Here is a 14340-nt window from a genome sequence, read left to right as displayed (position 1 = left end):
GCGCGGTGCCACCCTTGTGAGGTCACGAATGTCGCTGCCACGCCTGCGATCGCCTTGTGCCCGCGCGATGGGCCTGGTCCTGCTGTGGGCGCTGTCCGGCGCCGCTGGCGCCCAGGCCGTGGAGGTGTCGCCGGCGACCCGCGCCGCGCAGGTGGACCTCATCGACGTGGCCAGGTTGGCGCCGGACGTGGTGGCTGACATGCGCTACGCCGGCGCGCACAACTTCACCGGCGCGCCGGTGCCAGGCTATGCCGCGCCGGTGTGCCTGCTGCTTTCGCCGGCCGCCCGCGCGTTGGCACAGGTGCAGGAGGATCTGCGCGCGCAGGGCTTGCGGCTGAAGCTGCTGGACTGCTATCGCCCGGTGCGCGCGGTCGAGCGCTTCGTCCAGTGGGCGCGGGACCTGGCCGACCAGCGCACCAAGCCGGAGTTCTACCCGAACCTGGACAAGGCCGCGCTGCTGGGGGACTACATCGCCGAGACTTCCGGCCACAGCCGCGGCGCCACGGTGGATCTCACCCTCCTGCGCTGCGAGGGCGGGCGCTGCGAGGAACTGGACATGGGCACGCCGTTCGACTTCTTCGACACCCGCGCCAACACCGACTCGCCTCTGGCCGGCCCGACCCAGCGCCAGCACCGGCAGCAGCTTGTGGCGGCGATGGCGCGGCATGGCTTTGCCAACTACCCGATGGAGTGGTGGCACTTCACCTACCGCCCGGAGCCGACGCCCAACACGGCTTACGACGTGCCGGTGGAGTGAGGCTTCACGGCAGCGGCGGCGCCCTGCCGCTAGGTTTCCCAGCGCCGGAAAAGGCCCGAGCGCGCGGGTTCGTGGACGGGCATTGCGCTGCAGCATTCGCCCATCGTGTTATTCACGCCACCGACCGGCGCGCCCATACTCCCACGTCGTTTTGAAACATCGAGCCACGCCATGACCTCAGCCAGCAGCGCCGCCTCCGGCATCGATCCCAGTCGCAACAGCCTCAAGCGTTCGATCTCCAACACGCTCAAGGGCTCGGCCGGCAACCTGGTGGAGTGGTACGACGTCTACGTCTACTCGGTCTTCGCCAGCTACTTCGAGTCAAAGTTCTTCTCGCCCGAGGACAAGAACGCCACCTTGATGGTGTGGGCCATCTTCGCCACCACCTTCCTGATGCGCCCCATCGGCGCCTGGTTCTTCGGCCGCTATGCCGACCGCCATGGCCGCCGCGCGGCGCTGACCCTGTCGGTCACGCTGATGGCGGTGTGTTCCTTCGGCATCGCCATCGTGCCCACGGCCGCCACCATCGGCGTCGGCGCGGCGGTGGTGCTGGTGCTGGCGCGCCTGCTGCAGGGCTTCGCCACCGGTGGCGAGTACGGCGCCAGTGCGACCTACATGTCCGAGGCGGCCGTGCCCGGCCACCGCGGCCTGCTGTCCTCCTTCCATTACGTCACCCTGGTGGGCGGCCACGTGCTGGCGCAGCTCACGCTGTTCCTGCTGCTGACCTTCTTCAGCAAGGAGCACGTCAGCGAGTGGGGCTGGCGCCTGGGCTTTGCCATCGGCGGCGTGTCGGCCATCGTGGTGTTCTGGCTGCGCCGGACCATGGACGAGTCGCTCTCGCACGAAGCCATCGAGGACGCCAAGGCCGGCGGCGCGCGCAAGTCGGGCTCGTTGAAGGAGCTGTTCGTCAACCAGTGGAAGCCGCTGCTGCTGTGCTTCCTGATCACCGCCGGCGGCACCCTGGCCTTCTACACCTACTCGGTGACCGGCCCGAAGATGATCCAGACCGCCTTCGCGGGCGATGACGTGATGAAGGGCACCACGCTGAACCTGCTGGCGCTGACGGTGCTGATGCTGCTGCAGCCGGTCGGTGGCTGGCTGTCGGACATCATCGGCCGCAAGTCGCTGCTGGTGTTCTTCGGCGTCGGCAGCGTGGCCTACACCTGGTACCTGATCACCGCGCTGCCGCAGCAGACCACCTTCGGGTCGGCGTTCGCGATCCTGGTGATCGGCTTCGTGATCCTCACCGGCTATACCTCGATCAACGCGGTGGTCAAGGCCGAGCTGTTCCCCAGCTACATCCGTGCCCTGGGCGTGGGCCTGGGCTACGCGCTGGCCAACTCGGCCTTTGGCGGCACCGCGCCGCTGCTGTACCAGTGGGCCAAGAGCGCCAAGCAGATGGACACCTTCATCATCTACGCCACGGCGGTGATGTTCGTCTCGCTGCTGGTGTACGTGTTCTTCCTGAAGAACAAGGGCGAGAACTGGCTGGATCACGAGCGCGCGATGCATGCGCGCGTGGGCAAGCGCTGATCGCAGGCGAGCCGTTCTACGCGCAGCAAAAAGCCGCCCTTCGGGGCGGCTTCTTTGTTCTCGCACTCATGCCGGGTGCTGATGGTTTGATGGCATAGCGGTCCTGCGTGGCCGACTTCGGCAGGCAGCCTGGCCCTGAGCCGGGCATGGCTCCTCGGCTCGGTCAGCCATCCATGGCTGACTCGCCGCCGCGGGCCATCCCTGGCCCGCTTTCCGCCATCCCCGACTCAGGACCAGGCTCGGCGCCGGATAGGTTCTGGTTCTCCAAACTGGAATCTTCCAGCCTTGGGCAGGTTGGAGTGGTTAGCGGGCATCGACATGCCGGCCTGGCGAGCAAACTCGATGAGCCTGCAATCACCCGCAGGGCAGTGCGCATGGGACAGGACGCCGAGCGCCTCAAGGCAGAGCCGGATGCCCCGATCGAGGAAAGAGTGGCTACCGGCCGGCGACCCGCTGACCATCCGAAGTCTTCATTCGCACAACCTGCAACCGTTGAAGGGGCGCAAGCACCTTCGATACGTGCAAAGAAGCGACATGACCACAAGGCTGCCTAGGCACCACCGGCAAAGCCACGCTGGCGCCAGACCTCGAACACGGTGATGGCCACCGCATTGGACAGGTTGAGGCTGCGGTTGTCCGGCCGCATCGGCAGGCGCAGGCGTTGCGTGTCGGGCAAAGCGTCCAGCACCTGCGCCGGCAGGCCACGGGTTTCCGGGCCGAACAGCAGCGCATCGCCCGGCGCGTACACCGGCGTGTCGTAGCGCACGCCGCCGCGCGTGCTCAGGGCGAACAGGCGGGCAGGCGAGATCGCCTCCAGCGCCGCCTGCAGGCTGGGGTGCACCCGCAGCGCGGTGTACTCGTGATAATCCAGCCCGGCGCGACGCAACTGGCGATCTTCCAGGGTGAAACCCAGCGGTTGGATCAGGTGCAGGCGCGCGCCGGTGTTGGCGCAGAGCCGGATCACATTGCCCGTGTTGGGCGGGATCTCAGGCTGATAGAGCAGGACATCGAGGTCGAGCAGGTCGTTCATCGCCGGAAGTTTACCGGCAGTGCCCAGGCTGGCCGCATGCAGGGCCGGTGGCTTGGCGCATGGGACGGCGGAGCGGTGTTGCGGTCTTGCGTGCCGCGGGTGAGGCCTTGGAACGGAAAGCGTATCGGTGCAGCTTAAGGAGCGGGCGGACCCGCTCAGTTGGCGGCGACGACGGCGCCAGCGGCCTGGTTGGCCAGGTAATAAGCCAGGTCGGCAGCGGCCGGGCGCACGGTCACCGCGGCCAGGTCGACGATGCGCTGCTCGGCCAGACGGGCCTGGTAGTAGGCCAGATCGATCGGATCCGGGCGGACCTGCACCGCGGCGAACTCGGTCACGTTGGCCCGGGCATGGGCCTGGAAGTACGCCAGGTCCTCGGCGGCCGGGGCGACCTTGACGGCCGGCAGGTCGACGATGCGGGCGCTGTGGGCGGTCAGGGCCGGGGCGGCCTGCACGGTGTCGCCATGGGACAGGATCAGCGAGCCGGTGCAGGTGGCGAACAGGGCGGCGGCGGCGGTGGCGAGGAGGGTCTTGGTGTTCATGGGGAGGTGCTCCGGTGTCGTTGTTGTGTGGTGTGGTAGTAAGGTAGTACACCTAATCAGGGCTGGCAAGAAACTTCTGCTTCTGGTGAGATGAGATTCAGCATTTGTTCATTTAGAGACGAGTGTGGGTTTGTCGTGAAAGGCAACGCAGATCGCGTGCCAAACGCAAGCCACTGAAAATGAAGGAAAATCGAGCGAAAGGTCGGCGACCGGTCGTCCGCTTTCCCTGTCCGAGTCCGGTTGCGGACACTCGCTGAGGTTCAGATCGACCTGATGGCGACGGGACGGCGCCCGAGTGAGCGATGTGACCGGAGCCGGCCGGGGGCCCGTGGCTTGTGGCCCATGCCGGCCAAAGAGGACCGCGGTTACGCTGTGCGGCCTCGATGCGTATCCACGGAGCCTTGCCCCATGTCCCAGACGCGCCGGCCGCGTGCCGCCCTGCTCGCGCTTGCCCTGACCGCCGCCCTGGGGGGCGGGATGTCCACTGCTGCGCCGGTGTTGGCCGATGCCCCGCCCAGCCCGGTGGAAATCCCCTATTCCAGCTTCACCCTGCCCAACGGCCTGCGCGTGGTGGTGCACACCGACCGCAAGGCACCGATCGTGGCGGTCAACGTCTGGTACCACGTGGGCAGCAAGAACGAGCAGCCCGGCCGCACTGGCTTTGCGCACCTGTTCGAGCACCTGATGTTCCAGGGCAGCGAGAACCACAAGGGCGAGTTCTTCGAGCCCTTCGAGCTGGTCGGCGCCACCGAGCAGAACGGCACCACCAACCAGGACCGCACCAACTATTTCGAGAACGTGCCCACCACCGCGCTGGACATGGCGCTGTGGATGGAATCGGACCGCATGGGCCACCTGCTGGGCGCGATCGACCAGAAGCAGCTGGACGAACAGCGCGGCGTAGTCCAGAACGAAAAGCGCCAGGGCGAAAACCAGCCCTACGGCCGCCGCATCACCGGGCGCATGTTCGAGGCGCTGTATCCGGCCGGGCACCCCTACAGCTGGCAGACCATTGGCTCGATGGCCGACCTGGACGCGGCCACGCTGGAAGACGTCAAGACCTGGTTCCGCAGCTGGTACGGCCCCAACAACGCCGTGCTGGTGCTGGCCGGGGACATCGACGAGAAGACCGCGCGTGAGAAGGCGCTGAAGTACTTCGGCGATATCCCGGCCACGGCCACCCTGCCGGACATGGCGCCGAACATTCCCAAGCGCAGCGCCGACACCCGCGAGACCGTGCCCGATCGCGTGCCGCAGGTGCGCATCTACCGGGCCTGGCCGGTGGCGCAGATGGGCAGCACCGATGCGACCCTGCTGGACCTGTTCGCCCAGGTGCTGGGCGGCAGCGCGTCCTCGCGCTTCGATGAGCGGCTGGTGCATGGCGAACAGGTCGCCGACCAGGCTGGCGCGAACAACTGGAGCAGCGAGATCGCCGGCACCTTCTTCCTGACCGCCACGGTCAAGCAGGACGTCGATCCGGCCAAGGTCGAGCAGCTGATGGACGCCGAACTCAAGCGCCTGATCGACCAGGGCCCGAGCGCGAAGGAGCTGGAGCGGGCCAAGGTCAGCGCCCGCGCCGGCTTCGTGCGCGGCATCGAGCGGGTCGGCGGCATGGGCGGCAAGTCCGACGTGCTGGCCTCGTGCACCATCTACGAGGGCAGCCCGGACTGCTACAAGCGCGAGCTGGCCACCATCGAGGCGGCCACGCCCGCGCAGGTGCAGGCCGCGGCCAAGCGCTGGCTGGGCGTGGGCTCGCACACCGTGGTGGTGCAGCCGTCGGACACGCCGGCCTCGGCCATCCCCGAGCGGCAGATCGCCGCGCCCGCGACCAAGCCGGCCGCCATCCCCAAGCCCGATCCGCGCTTCAAGACCGTCAAGAGCAGCGTGGACCGCAGCCAGGGCGTGCCGCGCACGCAGGAGTTCCCTGCGCTGAAATTCCCCTCCCTGGAGCGCGCCACGCTGTCCAACGGCATGGATGTGGTGCTGGTGGAGCGCCACCAGACCCCGGTGGTGCAGCTGAGCGTGGAGTTCCCCGGCGGCTATTCGGCCGACGTCGGCAAGAAGCTCGGCACCGCCAGCTTCACCATGTCCATGCTCGACCAGGGCGCGGGCAAGTACGACACCCTGGCGCTGGCGGCGCGGCAGGAAGACCTGGGCGCCGAGCTGTCCGCCGGTGCCGGCCTGGACAGCGCCACGGTCGGCCTGTCGGCGCTGGCCGACAAGCTGCCCGAATCGCTGGACCTGCTGGCCGACGTGCTGCGTCGTCCCAAGTTCGACCAGGCCGAGATCGACCGCGTCCGCGCCACCTGGCTGGCCGGCATCAAGCAGGAGAAGGCGCGCCCGCAGACGGCCGCGCTGCGCATCATGCCGCCGCTGCTGTACGGCCAGGGCCATGCCTACGCCATCCCCTTCACCGGCAGCGGCACGGAGAGCTCCATCGCCTCGCTCAAGCGCGAAGACCTGGTGGCCTTCCACGACCAGTGGCTGCAGCCGGACAAGGCCCGCATCGTAGTGGTGGGCGATACCACGCTCAAGCAGATCCTGCCGCTGCTGGAGGCGCGCCTGGGCGACTGGAAAACCCCGGCCAACGCGCCCAGGCTGCCGGCGGTGAGCACGGTGCAGCGACCGGGCAAGCCGCGGGTGTTCCTGATCGACCAGCCCGGCGCGATCCAGTCCAACCTCTATGTCGGCCAGCTGATCCCGCCCACCGGCGATGCCGGCACGGTGGACTTCGACTTCGCCAACGGCGTGCTGGGCGGCGAGTTCTCCTCGCGCCTGAACATGAACCTGCGCGAGGACAAGCACTGGGCCTATGGCGCCTACAGCCGCGCCAGCAACACGCTGGGCCAGCGGCCCTGGTTCGCCAGCGCCGCGGTGCAGAGCGACAAGACCGCCGAGTCCCTGGCCGAGCTGCGCAAGGACATCGCCGCCTTCGCCGACGGCAGTGCGCCGGTGACGGCCACGGAGGTCGGCAAGATCCGCGCGACCAATACCCTGAGCCTGCCCGGCGCCTACGAGACCGGCGAGGCGGTGCTGAGCCAGGTGCTCAGCAACCTGCGTTTCGGCCGTCCGGACGACTACGTGCTGCAGTACAAGGCGCGCAACGACGCGATGACCGCCCAGGACGTGGCCAAGGCCGCCAGCACCATCGACCCGGGCGCACTGACCTATGTCGTGGTGGGCGACCTGTCCAAGATCGCCGCGCCGATCCGCGCGCTGGGCCTGGGCGAGGTCACCGTGCTGGACGCCGACGGCAAGCCGGTGAAGTAAGCGGCATGGCTTCAACCTAAGGAAGGCGCCGGCGACCGGCGCCTTCCCGATCTGCCCTGTAGCCAGGTGCCCTTCGGTCCCCAGGCATCGTGCAGGGCGCGACCGCGATGTACCGGCCAGGACGACGCTTGCGTCGGTCCCCTTGCCTTTGCGGTTGCTTTCATTCAGTTTCGGCCCGCGATCCCGTCACACAATGCCGGCATCGCGTCCCTCCAGCCTGGAAACCCCATGTCCCTGCGCCTGCTCGCTCCCGCTCTCGTCGTGTTGTCGCTCTCGGCCTGCACCTGGGTGCCGATGGAAGAGGGGGCCAAGGGGGTCCGGGTGCTGCCGCTGGGCGCGGCCAGCCCGTCGAGCTGCCGCAAGCAAGGCGACGTGGTGGTCACGGTCAAGGACAAGGTGGCCTTCTATCGCCGCAACGACCTGAAGGTCCGCGACGAACTGGAGACCCTGGCCCGCAACGAGGCGCCCAAGATCCAGGCCGACACCATCCAGGCCCTGGGCGACCCGGCCGATGGCGAACAGCGCTTCGCCGCCTGGCGATGCGGCGGCTGAATACGGCTCGCGTCCGGCAACGGACCGCCCAAGATCGCGCTTTTGCCCTGCAAAAGCCGCGATAGATGCGCCAAGGGCCGCAAACGGCTACCCTTGTCGCCCCTTATCGCCTGAGTCTTGGGCTCTCCTCGCATGCTTTTCGAGAATGTCTCCATCGCGGGACTGGCGCATATCGATGCGCCACACACGCTGACCTCCAAAGCGATCCATGAACGCCTGCAGCCGACGCTGCAGCGCCTGGGCATTCGTGCGGACATGCTCAGCGATGTGGTGGGCGTGCATGCGCGGCGCCTGTGGGACGAGGACGTGCAGGCCTCCGACGCGGCCACCCTGGCCGCGCGCGCTGCGCTCATCGATGCCGGCATCGACGTGGAAAAGGTCGGCCTGCTGATCAATACCTCGGTCAGCCGCGACTACCTGGAGCCGTCCACGGCCTCCATCGTCTCGGGCAACCTGGGCGTGGCCGATCACTGCATGGCCTTCGACATCACCAATGCCTGCCTGGCCTTCATCAACGGCATGGACATCGCCGCGCGCATGATCGAGCGCGGGGAAGTGGACTACGCGCTGGTGGTCGATGGCGAGACCGCGAACGTGCTGTACGAAAAGACCATGGAGCGCCTGAGCGCGGCGGACCTGACCGAACAGCAGTTCCGCGACGAGCTGGCCGCCCTGACCCTGGGCAGCGGCTCGGTGGCCATGGTCATGTCGCGCCGCGACCTGGCCCCGGAAGCCCCGCAGTACAAGGGCGGGGTGACCCGCTCGGCGACCGAGTGGAACAAGCTGTGCCGCGGCAACCTGGACCGCATGGTCACCGACACCCGCATGCTGCTGATCGAAGGCCTCAAGCTGGCGCAGAAGACCTTCGCTGCCGCGCGCCAGGTCATGGGCTGGGCGGTGGAAGAGCTGGACCAGTTCGTGATCCACCAGGTCAGCCAGCCGCACACGGCCGCCTTCGTGAAGTCCTTCGGCATCGACCCGAAGAAGGTCATGACCATCTTCGGCGAGCACGGCAACATCGGCCCGGCCTCGGTGCCGATCGTGCTGAGCAAGCTGCGCGAGCTGGGCCGGCTGAAGAAGGGCGACCGCATCGCGCTGCTGGGCATCGGCTCGGGGCTGAACTGCTCGATGGCCGAAGTGGTGTGGTGAACCGTTCGACCGGGCCTAGCAGGTGGTGTCCCTGCCCGGCGCTTTTAGCCTTCTTAAGCAAACGATCAGTGCGTGGATTTCCTGCACGGGCACTGCCGCCTGCAAGTTAAGCTCATGCTGCGGTCAATGACGCGTGCCAGCGCTCAGATGCGGCCGGCTGTCACGTAGGGCCGCGTCGACGCCTGACCTTGCCAAGCAAAGCAGCCGACGCGCTTGCGTTCCCATCGCATGCCTGTCCAAGCACGCGATTGGCAGCGGCTCGGTCCAACGCGCGGTTCTGGGCAAGGTGCATGGGTGGCGGGCCGGACCGGATACCGGCCTGCCTTGGCAGCAGACGGGGGGTTAATTCGACCCGCAGCATTTCTTGTATTTCTTACCGCTACCGCAGGTGCACGGGTCGTTGCGTCCGGGCGTGTCGTCGCGGCGGACCGGGGTGCGCGGGGTTAGGGCCTCCACGCGGTGATGGTTGAGGTCGGCCAGCATGGACGGGACCGCGGAGATGATCTCCAGGCGCTCGCGGTAGCTGACGGGCGTGCCCGGCGCGGTCGGATCTTCAGGATCGATCGACTCGCCGCTGGCCAGGCGGTCGAGGTGGTCGAAGATTTCCTCGATCCAGTCGTTGTCATCCAGCCACTGGTCCCACTCGGCCTCGCGCAGTTCCGCGGCGGTGAAAAAGCCCAGCGCCCAGTCGCCGCCGACGTCGAGTTCGTCCTCGCGCAGCGCCTGCTCGCCGGTCAGTTCCGGATCTTCGGGCAGCCACATCAGCGGGGCGAGATGCTCGGGCAGGCTGTCGCCATCGAGGCGCACGCGGGCGGCGCACATGTTCCAGTGGCCCAGTAGCAGCTGCTGCACCTGCGCGGCTTCCTCCGGGCTGTCCCAGCGCGGCGGCTTGCCACCCCAGATCAGCGGTTCCCATTCGCTCTGCGGGATTTGCGATGGCGACACTGCAATCGCCGAGAGGAATCCGTCCAGTGCTTCCAGGTTGAAGCCTTTGAACGGGACGGCGCGCCGATCCAGCAGGTCGGACAGGCGTTGGATCTGCTGATCGTCGAGGCTGGAGGGAGGCGTGGTAGAGGCGGCCATGGCAGTGGGGAGCGGAAGAAGGGGCCCCATGGTAGTGGCTGCAATGCGATTGCGATCCGTGGGGCATACAGGGGTGTGGCAGGGAGAGCGCCGCGGCGCCCATCCAGAGCGTTGCCCTACAATGCGCGACCGCTTTCATCGCCCGACTTCGCCTGATGCAGCTGCCTGGTTATCCCTTCACCCCCAAGCGCTTGGACGTGCGCCCGGGTGTGTCCATGTCGTATCTGGACGAAGGCCCGCGCGATGGCGAGGTGGTGGTGATGGTCCACGGCAATCCGTCGTGGAGTTACTACTGGCGCAACCTGGTCACCGAGCTTGCGGCGCCGCGCTCGGGCAAGGCGTATCGCTGCATCGTCCCGGACCACATCGGCATGGGCCTGTCCGACAAGCCCGACGATGGCGGCGGCCTGCGCCACCCGCACGGGCGTGCGGACGCCAACGGGCGCCCGCCCGCCTACGACTACACCCTGGCCTGGCGCGTGGAGGACCTGCAGGCGCTGCTGCGCCACGCCGGCATCGACGACGCCACGCCGGTGACCCTGGCGGTACACGACTGGGGCGGCATGATCGGCTTCGGCTGGGCGCTGACCCATGCCGCACAGGTCAAGCGGCTGGTCATCACCAACACCGCCGCGTTCCCGCTGCCGGCGGCCAAGGCCATGCCCTGGCAGATCGCGCTGGGCCGCGATTCGCTGTTCGGGTCTTTCATCATCCGCGCGTTCAACGCCTTCTCCAGCGGCGCCTCCTACGTGGGCATCGAAAACAAGCTGCCGGCCGAGGTGCGCCGCGCCTACGTGGCGCCCTACGACAGCTGGGCCCACCGCATCTCCACCGTGCGTTTCATGCAGGACATCCCGCTGTCCCCGGCCGACCGCGCCTGGCCGATGCTGGAGGCGGCGGGCAAGGCCCTGCCCACCTTCGCCGACCGCCCGACCTTCATCGGCTGGGGGCTGAAGGATTTCGTGTTCGACAAGCACTTCCTGGAAGGCTTCCGCCGCGCGCTGCCCCATGCGCAGGTCAGCGCCTTCGAAGACGCCGGCCATTACGTGCTGGAAGACAAGGCGCAGGTGCTGGTGCCGCAGATCCGCGCCTTCCTGGACGCGCATCCGCTCTGAGGGCCGCGCCGGTGCGCCCTCAGAGCACCGGCGGTGGGTTGCGCTCGGCCTGGCCGACGTCGCGCCAGTCCTGCTCCAGCAGCACCGGCAACCCGTGGGCCGTGCGCGCCTTGTCGCATTGCACGCTGCGCTGGCCGAACTCGAGCGAGGCCACGACCAAAGCGCAGGTCGTGGGCCGACGCTGGTGGATGGTGCAGCGGCTGTAGCGGCCGATGTCCGCGTCCAGGGCCACGCACCGCGGCTGGGCCTGGTTGGTGCCGCGCATGGCGCGCTCGTGGGTGCGCAGCGATTCGGTGAGTTCGACGGGCACGGCGCCCCCCAGTGCCGGATCGGCCTCGCTCCAGTGGAAACTCACGCGGTAGTGGGCGCAGCAGGCGCCGCAGCTGAGGCAGGGATGCATGGGGACCGGGCCGTGCGCGGTGGAAGTGGGAGATCGCGGCGCGGATCATGCCCGAACCCGGCCGCCGCGCAAGCCTGGCCGCACCGGGCCGGTTCCCGCACGCTGCATCCAGCGGCGACAATGCGCGGATGAGCGTCCACAGCAACATCGCCGCGCGCCTGCCGGAACTGGCCCGCGAGCGCCCCACCCAGATCGCCCTGCGCTGCCCCGGACGGAGCGGTCGCTACGACATCGAACTGACCTACGCGCAGCTGGATGCGCGCAGCGATGCCATCGCCGCGGGGCTGGGCCGCTACGGCATCGGCCGTGGCACGCGCACGGTGGTGATGGTGCGGCCCTCGCCAGCGTTCTTCCTGCTGATGTTCGCGCTGTTCAAGGCCGGCGCGGTGCCGGTGCTGGTGGACCCGGGCATCGACCGGCGCGCGCTGAAGCAGTGCCTGGACGAGGCGCAGCCGCAGGCCTTCATCGGCATCCCGCTGGCGCAGGCCGCGCGTCTGCTGCTGGGCTGGGCGCGCAGTGCCAGGAAGATCGTCACCGTCGGGCCGCGGCTGGCCTGGGGCGGCACCACGCTGGCACGGATCGAGCGCGCCGGGGCCGGCGCCGGGCCGCAGCTGGCGGACACCGACGGCGATGAAGTGGCCGGCATCCTGTTCACCAGCGGCTCGACCGGCGTGCCCAAGGGCGTGGTGTATCGCCATCGCCATTTCGCCGGCCAGATCGAGCTGTTGCGCAAGGCCTTCGGCATGCTGCCCGGGGGCGTGGACCTGCCGACCTTCCCGCCCTTCGCGCTGTTCGACCCGGCCCTGGGCCTGACCAGCGTGATCCCGGACATGGACCCGACCCGGCCGGCGAGCGCCGATCCGGCCAAGCTGCACGCGGCCATCGACCGTTTCGGTGTGACCCAGCTGTTCGGCTCACCGGCGCTGATGCGCGTGCTGGCCGAGTACGGCCGGCCGCTGCCCACGGTCAAGCGCGTGACCTCGGCCGGCGCGCCGGTGCCGCCGGAGATCGTGGAGAAGATCCGCGCGCTGCTGCCGGACGATGCGCAGTTCTGGACGCCGTACGGGGCCACCGAATGCCTGCCGGTGGCGGTGATCGAGGGCCGCGAACTGGAGGCGACCCGCCAAGCCACCGAGGCCGGCGCGGGGACCTGCGTGGGCCGCGCGGTCGAGCCCAACCTGGTGCGGGTGATCGCCATCGACGATGCGCCGATTCCCGAATGGAGCGGCGCGCGCGAGGTGGGCGTCGGCGTGGTCGGCGAGATCACCGTGGCAGGACCCACCGCCACCGATGCCTACTTCAATCGCGACGCGGCCACTGCCATCGCCAAGATCCGCGAGCCGCTGGCCGAGGGCGGCAGCCGGGTGGTGCATCGCATGGGCGATGTGGGCTACTTCGACGCCGAAGGCCGGCTGTGGTTCTGCGGGCGCAAGAGCCAGCGTGTGGAAACGGCCGATGGCCCGCTGTACACCGAACAGGCCGAGCCGGTGTTCAACGTGCACCCGGAGGTGCGACGCACCGCGCTGGTCGGCGTCGGCGCGCCCGGCGCGCAGGCGCCGGTGCTGTGCTTCGAGCTGCGGCCGGAGGTCTCGCCGCAGCGGGCCGATGCGGTGGTCGCCGACCTGCGCGCCATCGCCCAAGGTCATTCCCACCTGCGGGGCATCCACACCTTCCTGCAGCACCCGGGATTTCCGGTGGATATCCGCCACAACGCCAAGATCGGCCGCGAAACGCTGAGCCGGTGGGCCGCAGCACAACAAGGACGCAAGGCATGAAAATTCTGGTGACCGGCGGTGGCGGCTTCCTGGGGCAGGCGCTGTGCCGCGGACTGCTTGCGCGTGGCCATGAGGTGATCAGTTTCCAGCGCAGCCATTCGCCCGCGCTGGCGCGCCTGGGCGTGGGGCAGATCCAGGGCGACCTGGCCGATGCGCATGCGGTGACCCATGCCGTGGCCGGAGTCGATGCGGTGTTCCACAACGCCGCCAAGGCCGGCGCCTGGGGCAGCTACGCCAGCTACCACAGCGCCAATGTCACCGGCACCGACAACGTCATCGCCGCCTGCCGCGCCAACGGGATTCACAAGCTGGTCTACACCTCCACGCCCAGCGTGACCCACCGCGCCACGCATCCGGTGGAAGGCCTGGGCGCGCATGAGGTGCCCTACGGCGAGGACTTCCAGGCGCCGTATGCGGCGACCAAGGCGATCGCCGAGCAGCATGTGCTGGCCGCCAACGATGCGCAGCTGGCCACCGTGGCGCTGCGGCCGCGGCTGATCTGGGGGCCGGGCGACCAGCAGATCCTGCCGCGCCTGGTCGAGCGCGCGCGCAGCGGCCGCCTGCGCCTGGTTGGCGATGGCATGAACAAGGTGGACACCACCTACATCGACAACGCCGCGCAGGCACACTTCGATGCCTTCGATCACCTGCAAGTCGGCGCTGCTTGCGCAGGCAAGGCCTACTTCATCTCCAATGGCGAGCCCTGGCCGATGCGCGAGCTGCTCAACGCGCTGCTGGCCGCCACCGGCACGCCGCCGGTGGACAAGGCGCTGTCGTTCAAGGCGGCCTATCGCATCGGCGCGGCCTGCGAGACGCTGTGGAAGCTGCTGCCGCTCAAGGGCGAGCCGCCGCTCACGCGCTTCCTGGCAGAGCAGCTGTGCACGCCGCACTGGTACAGCATGGAGCCGGCGCGTCGCGACTTCGGCTACGTGCCGCGGGTGTCGATGGAAGAAGGCATGGCGCGGCTGCGCGCGGATTGGCTGGCGCATCATCCGCGCTGACGACATTGGTGCATCGTCATCCTGTGACAGAAGGTTCGCGGCGGCTACAACCTGTCTGAGCAGCGGCGTTGTAGCTCGGCCACGCGCGGCGCCGGCCATCCTGTGGGAGCGGCTTCAGCCGCGAAGAAGCCGTCCC

11 protein-coding genes and 2 pseudogenes are annotated in these 14340 nt (G+C 68.7%); 8 read left to right on the top strand and 5 right to left on the bottom strand.

Annotated elements, in window-relative coordinates; all coding sequences use genetic code 11:
* The first annotated feature begins 67 nt into the window (after positions 1 to 67).
* Together EPA99_RS19035 and EPA99_RS18030 are read left to right on the top strand one after the other, a co-directional pair.
* Complete coding sequence (locus EPA99_RS19035; RefSeq protein WP_241688462.1) at positions 68 to 757, top strand: M15 family metallopeptidase; 690 nt, start codon at positions 68 to 70, stop codon at positions 755 to 757.
* A gap of 171 nt (positions 758 to 928) precedes the next feature.
* On the top strand, positions 929 to 2290 hold the full coding sequence (locus EPA99_RS18030) for an MFS transporter (RefSeq protein WP_129472652.1): 1362 nt from the start codon (positions 929 to 931) through the stop codon (positions 2288 to 2290).
* A gap of 550 nt (positions 2291 to 2840) precedes the next feature.
* On the opposite strand, the gene EPA99_RS18025 is transcribed toward EPA99_RS18030, so the two are convergent.
* Positions 2841 to 3320: a tRNA (cytidine(34)-2'-O)-methyltransferase gene (locus tag EPA99_RS18025; RefSeq protein ID WP_129472651.1), complete on the bottom strand. Its 480-nt coding sequence runs from the start codon at positions 3318 to 3320 to the stop codon at positions 2841 to 2843.
* A 155-nt stretch (positions 3321 to 3475) separates the two neighbouring features.
* Positions 3476 to 3859, bottom strand: a complete 384-nt coding sequence (locus tag EPA99_RS18020; protein ID WP_129472650.1) for a hypothetical protein — start codon at positions 3857 to 3859, stop codon at positions 3476 to 3478.
* A gap of 408 nt (positions 3860 to 4267) precedes the next feature.
* Between EPA99_RS18020 and EPA99_RS18015 the strand changes: the two genes are divergently transcribed.
* The 3 genes from EPA99_RS18015 to EPA99_RS18005 all read left to right on the top strand — a co-directional run bounded on the left by EPA99_RS18015 (position 4268) and on the right by EPA99_RS18005 (position 8830).
* The gene (locus EPA99_RS18015; RefSeq protein ID WP_129472649.1) at positions 4268 to 7129 is read left to right on the top strand and encodes a M16 family metallopeptidase; all 2862 of its coding nucleotides are present in this window, start codon (positions 4268 to 4270) and stop codon (positions 7127 to 7129) included.
* Between the two features lie 228 nt (positions 7130 to 7357).
* Complete coding sequence (locus tag EPA99_RS18010) at positions 7358 to 7681, top strand: DUF4156 domain-containing protein (RefSeq protein WP_129472648.1); 324 nt, start codon at positions 7358 to 7360, stop codon at positions 7679 to 7681.
* A 132-nt stretch (positions 7682 to 7813) separates the two neighbouring features.
* Entirely contained in the window at positions 7814 to 8830 is a 1017-nt protein-coding gene (locus EPA99_RS18005; RefSeq protein ID WP_129472647.1) for a 3-oxoacyl-ACP synthase III, read from the top strand.
* Positions 8831 to 9172: 342 nt separating this feature from the next.
* Here the strand turns inward: EPA99_RS18005 and EPA99_RS19185 are convergent.
* Together EPA99_RS19185 and EPA99_RS18000 are read right to left on the bottom strand one after the other, a co-directional pair.
* Positions 9173 to 9280: pseudogene (locus EPA99_RS19185) on the bottom strand (SEC-C metal-binding domain-containing protein); the annotation flags it as partial.
* A gap of 21 nt (positions 9281 to 9301) precedes the next feature.
* Positions 9302 to 9913: pseudogene (locus EPA99_RS18000) on the bottom strand (UPF0149 family protein); the annotation flags it as partial.
* Between the two features lie 152 nt (positions 9914 to 10065).
* Between EPA99_RS18000 and EPA99_RS17995 the strand changes: the two are divergent.
* Positions 10066 to 11028, top strand: coding sequence for an alpha/beta fold hydrolase (locus tag EPA99_RS17995; protein WP_241688467.1), 963 nt, complete (start codon positions 10066 to 10068; stop codon positions 11026 to 11028).
* A gap of 19 nt (positions 11029 to 11047) precedes the next feature.
* Here the strand turns inward: EPA99_RS17995 and EPA99_RS17990 are convergent, their stop codons facing one another.
* The gene (locus EPA99_RS17990) at positions 11048 to 11428 is read right to left on the bottom strand and encodes a YkgJ family cysteine cluster protein (RefSeq protein ID WP_129472644.1); all 381 of its coding nucleotides are present in this window, start codon (positions 11426 to 11428) and stop codon (positions 11048 to 11050) included.
* A gap of 128 nt (positions 11429 to 11556) precedes the next feature.
* On the opposite strand from EPA99_RS17990, the gene oleC reads away from it, so the two are divergent.
* Both oleC and oleD read left to right on the top strand, forming a co-directional pair.
* Positions 11557 to 13203, top strand: coding sequence for an olefin beta-lactone synthetase (gene oleC, locus EPA99_RS17985; protein ID WP_129472643.1), 1647 nt, complete (start codon positions 11557 to 11559; stop codon positions 13201 to 13203).
* A complete protein-coding gene (gene oleD, locus EPA99_RS17980; RefSeq protein WP_129472642.1) occupies positions 13200 to 14204 on the top strand; it encodes a 2-alkyl-3-oxoalkanoate reductase in 1005 nt (334 codons plus the stop codon). Before oleC ends, oleD begins: the two co-directional genes overlap by 4 nt.
* The last annotated feature ends 136 nt before the right edge of the window (positions 14205 to 14340 follow it).

This window comes from Pseudoxanthomonas composti, from assembly GCF_004122095.1.
Classification (GTDB): domain Bacteria; phylum Pseudomonadota; class Gammaproteobacteria; order Xanthomonadales; family Xanthomonadaceae; genus Pseudoxanthomonas_A; species Pseudoxanthomonas_A composti.
Note: the sequence above shows the minus strand (reverse complement) of the source record. Positions and strands in the feature narration are given on the sequence as shown.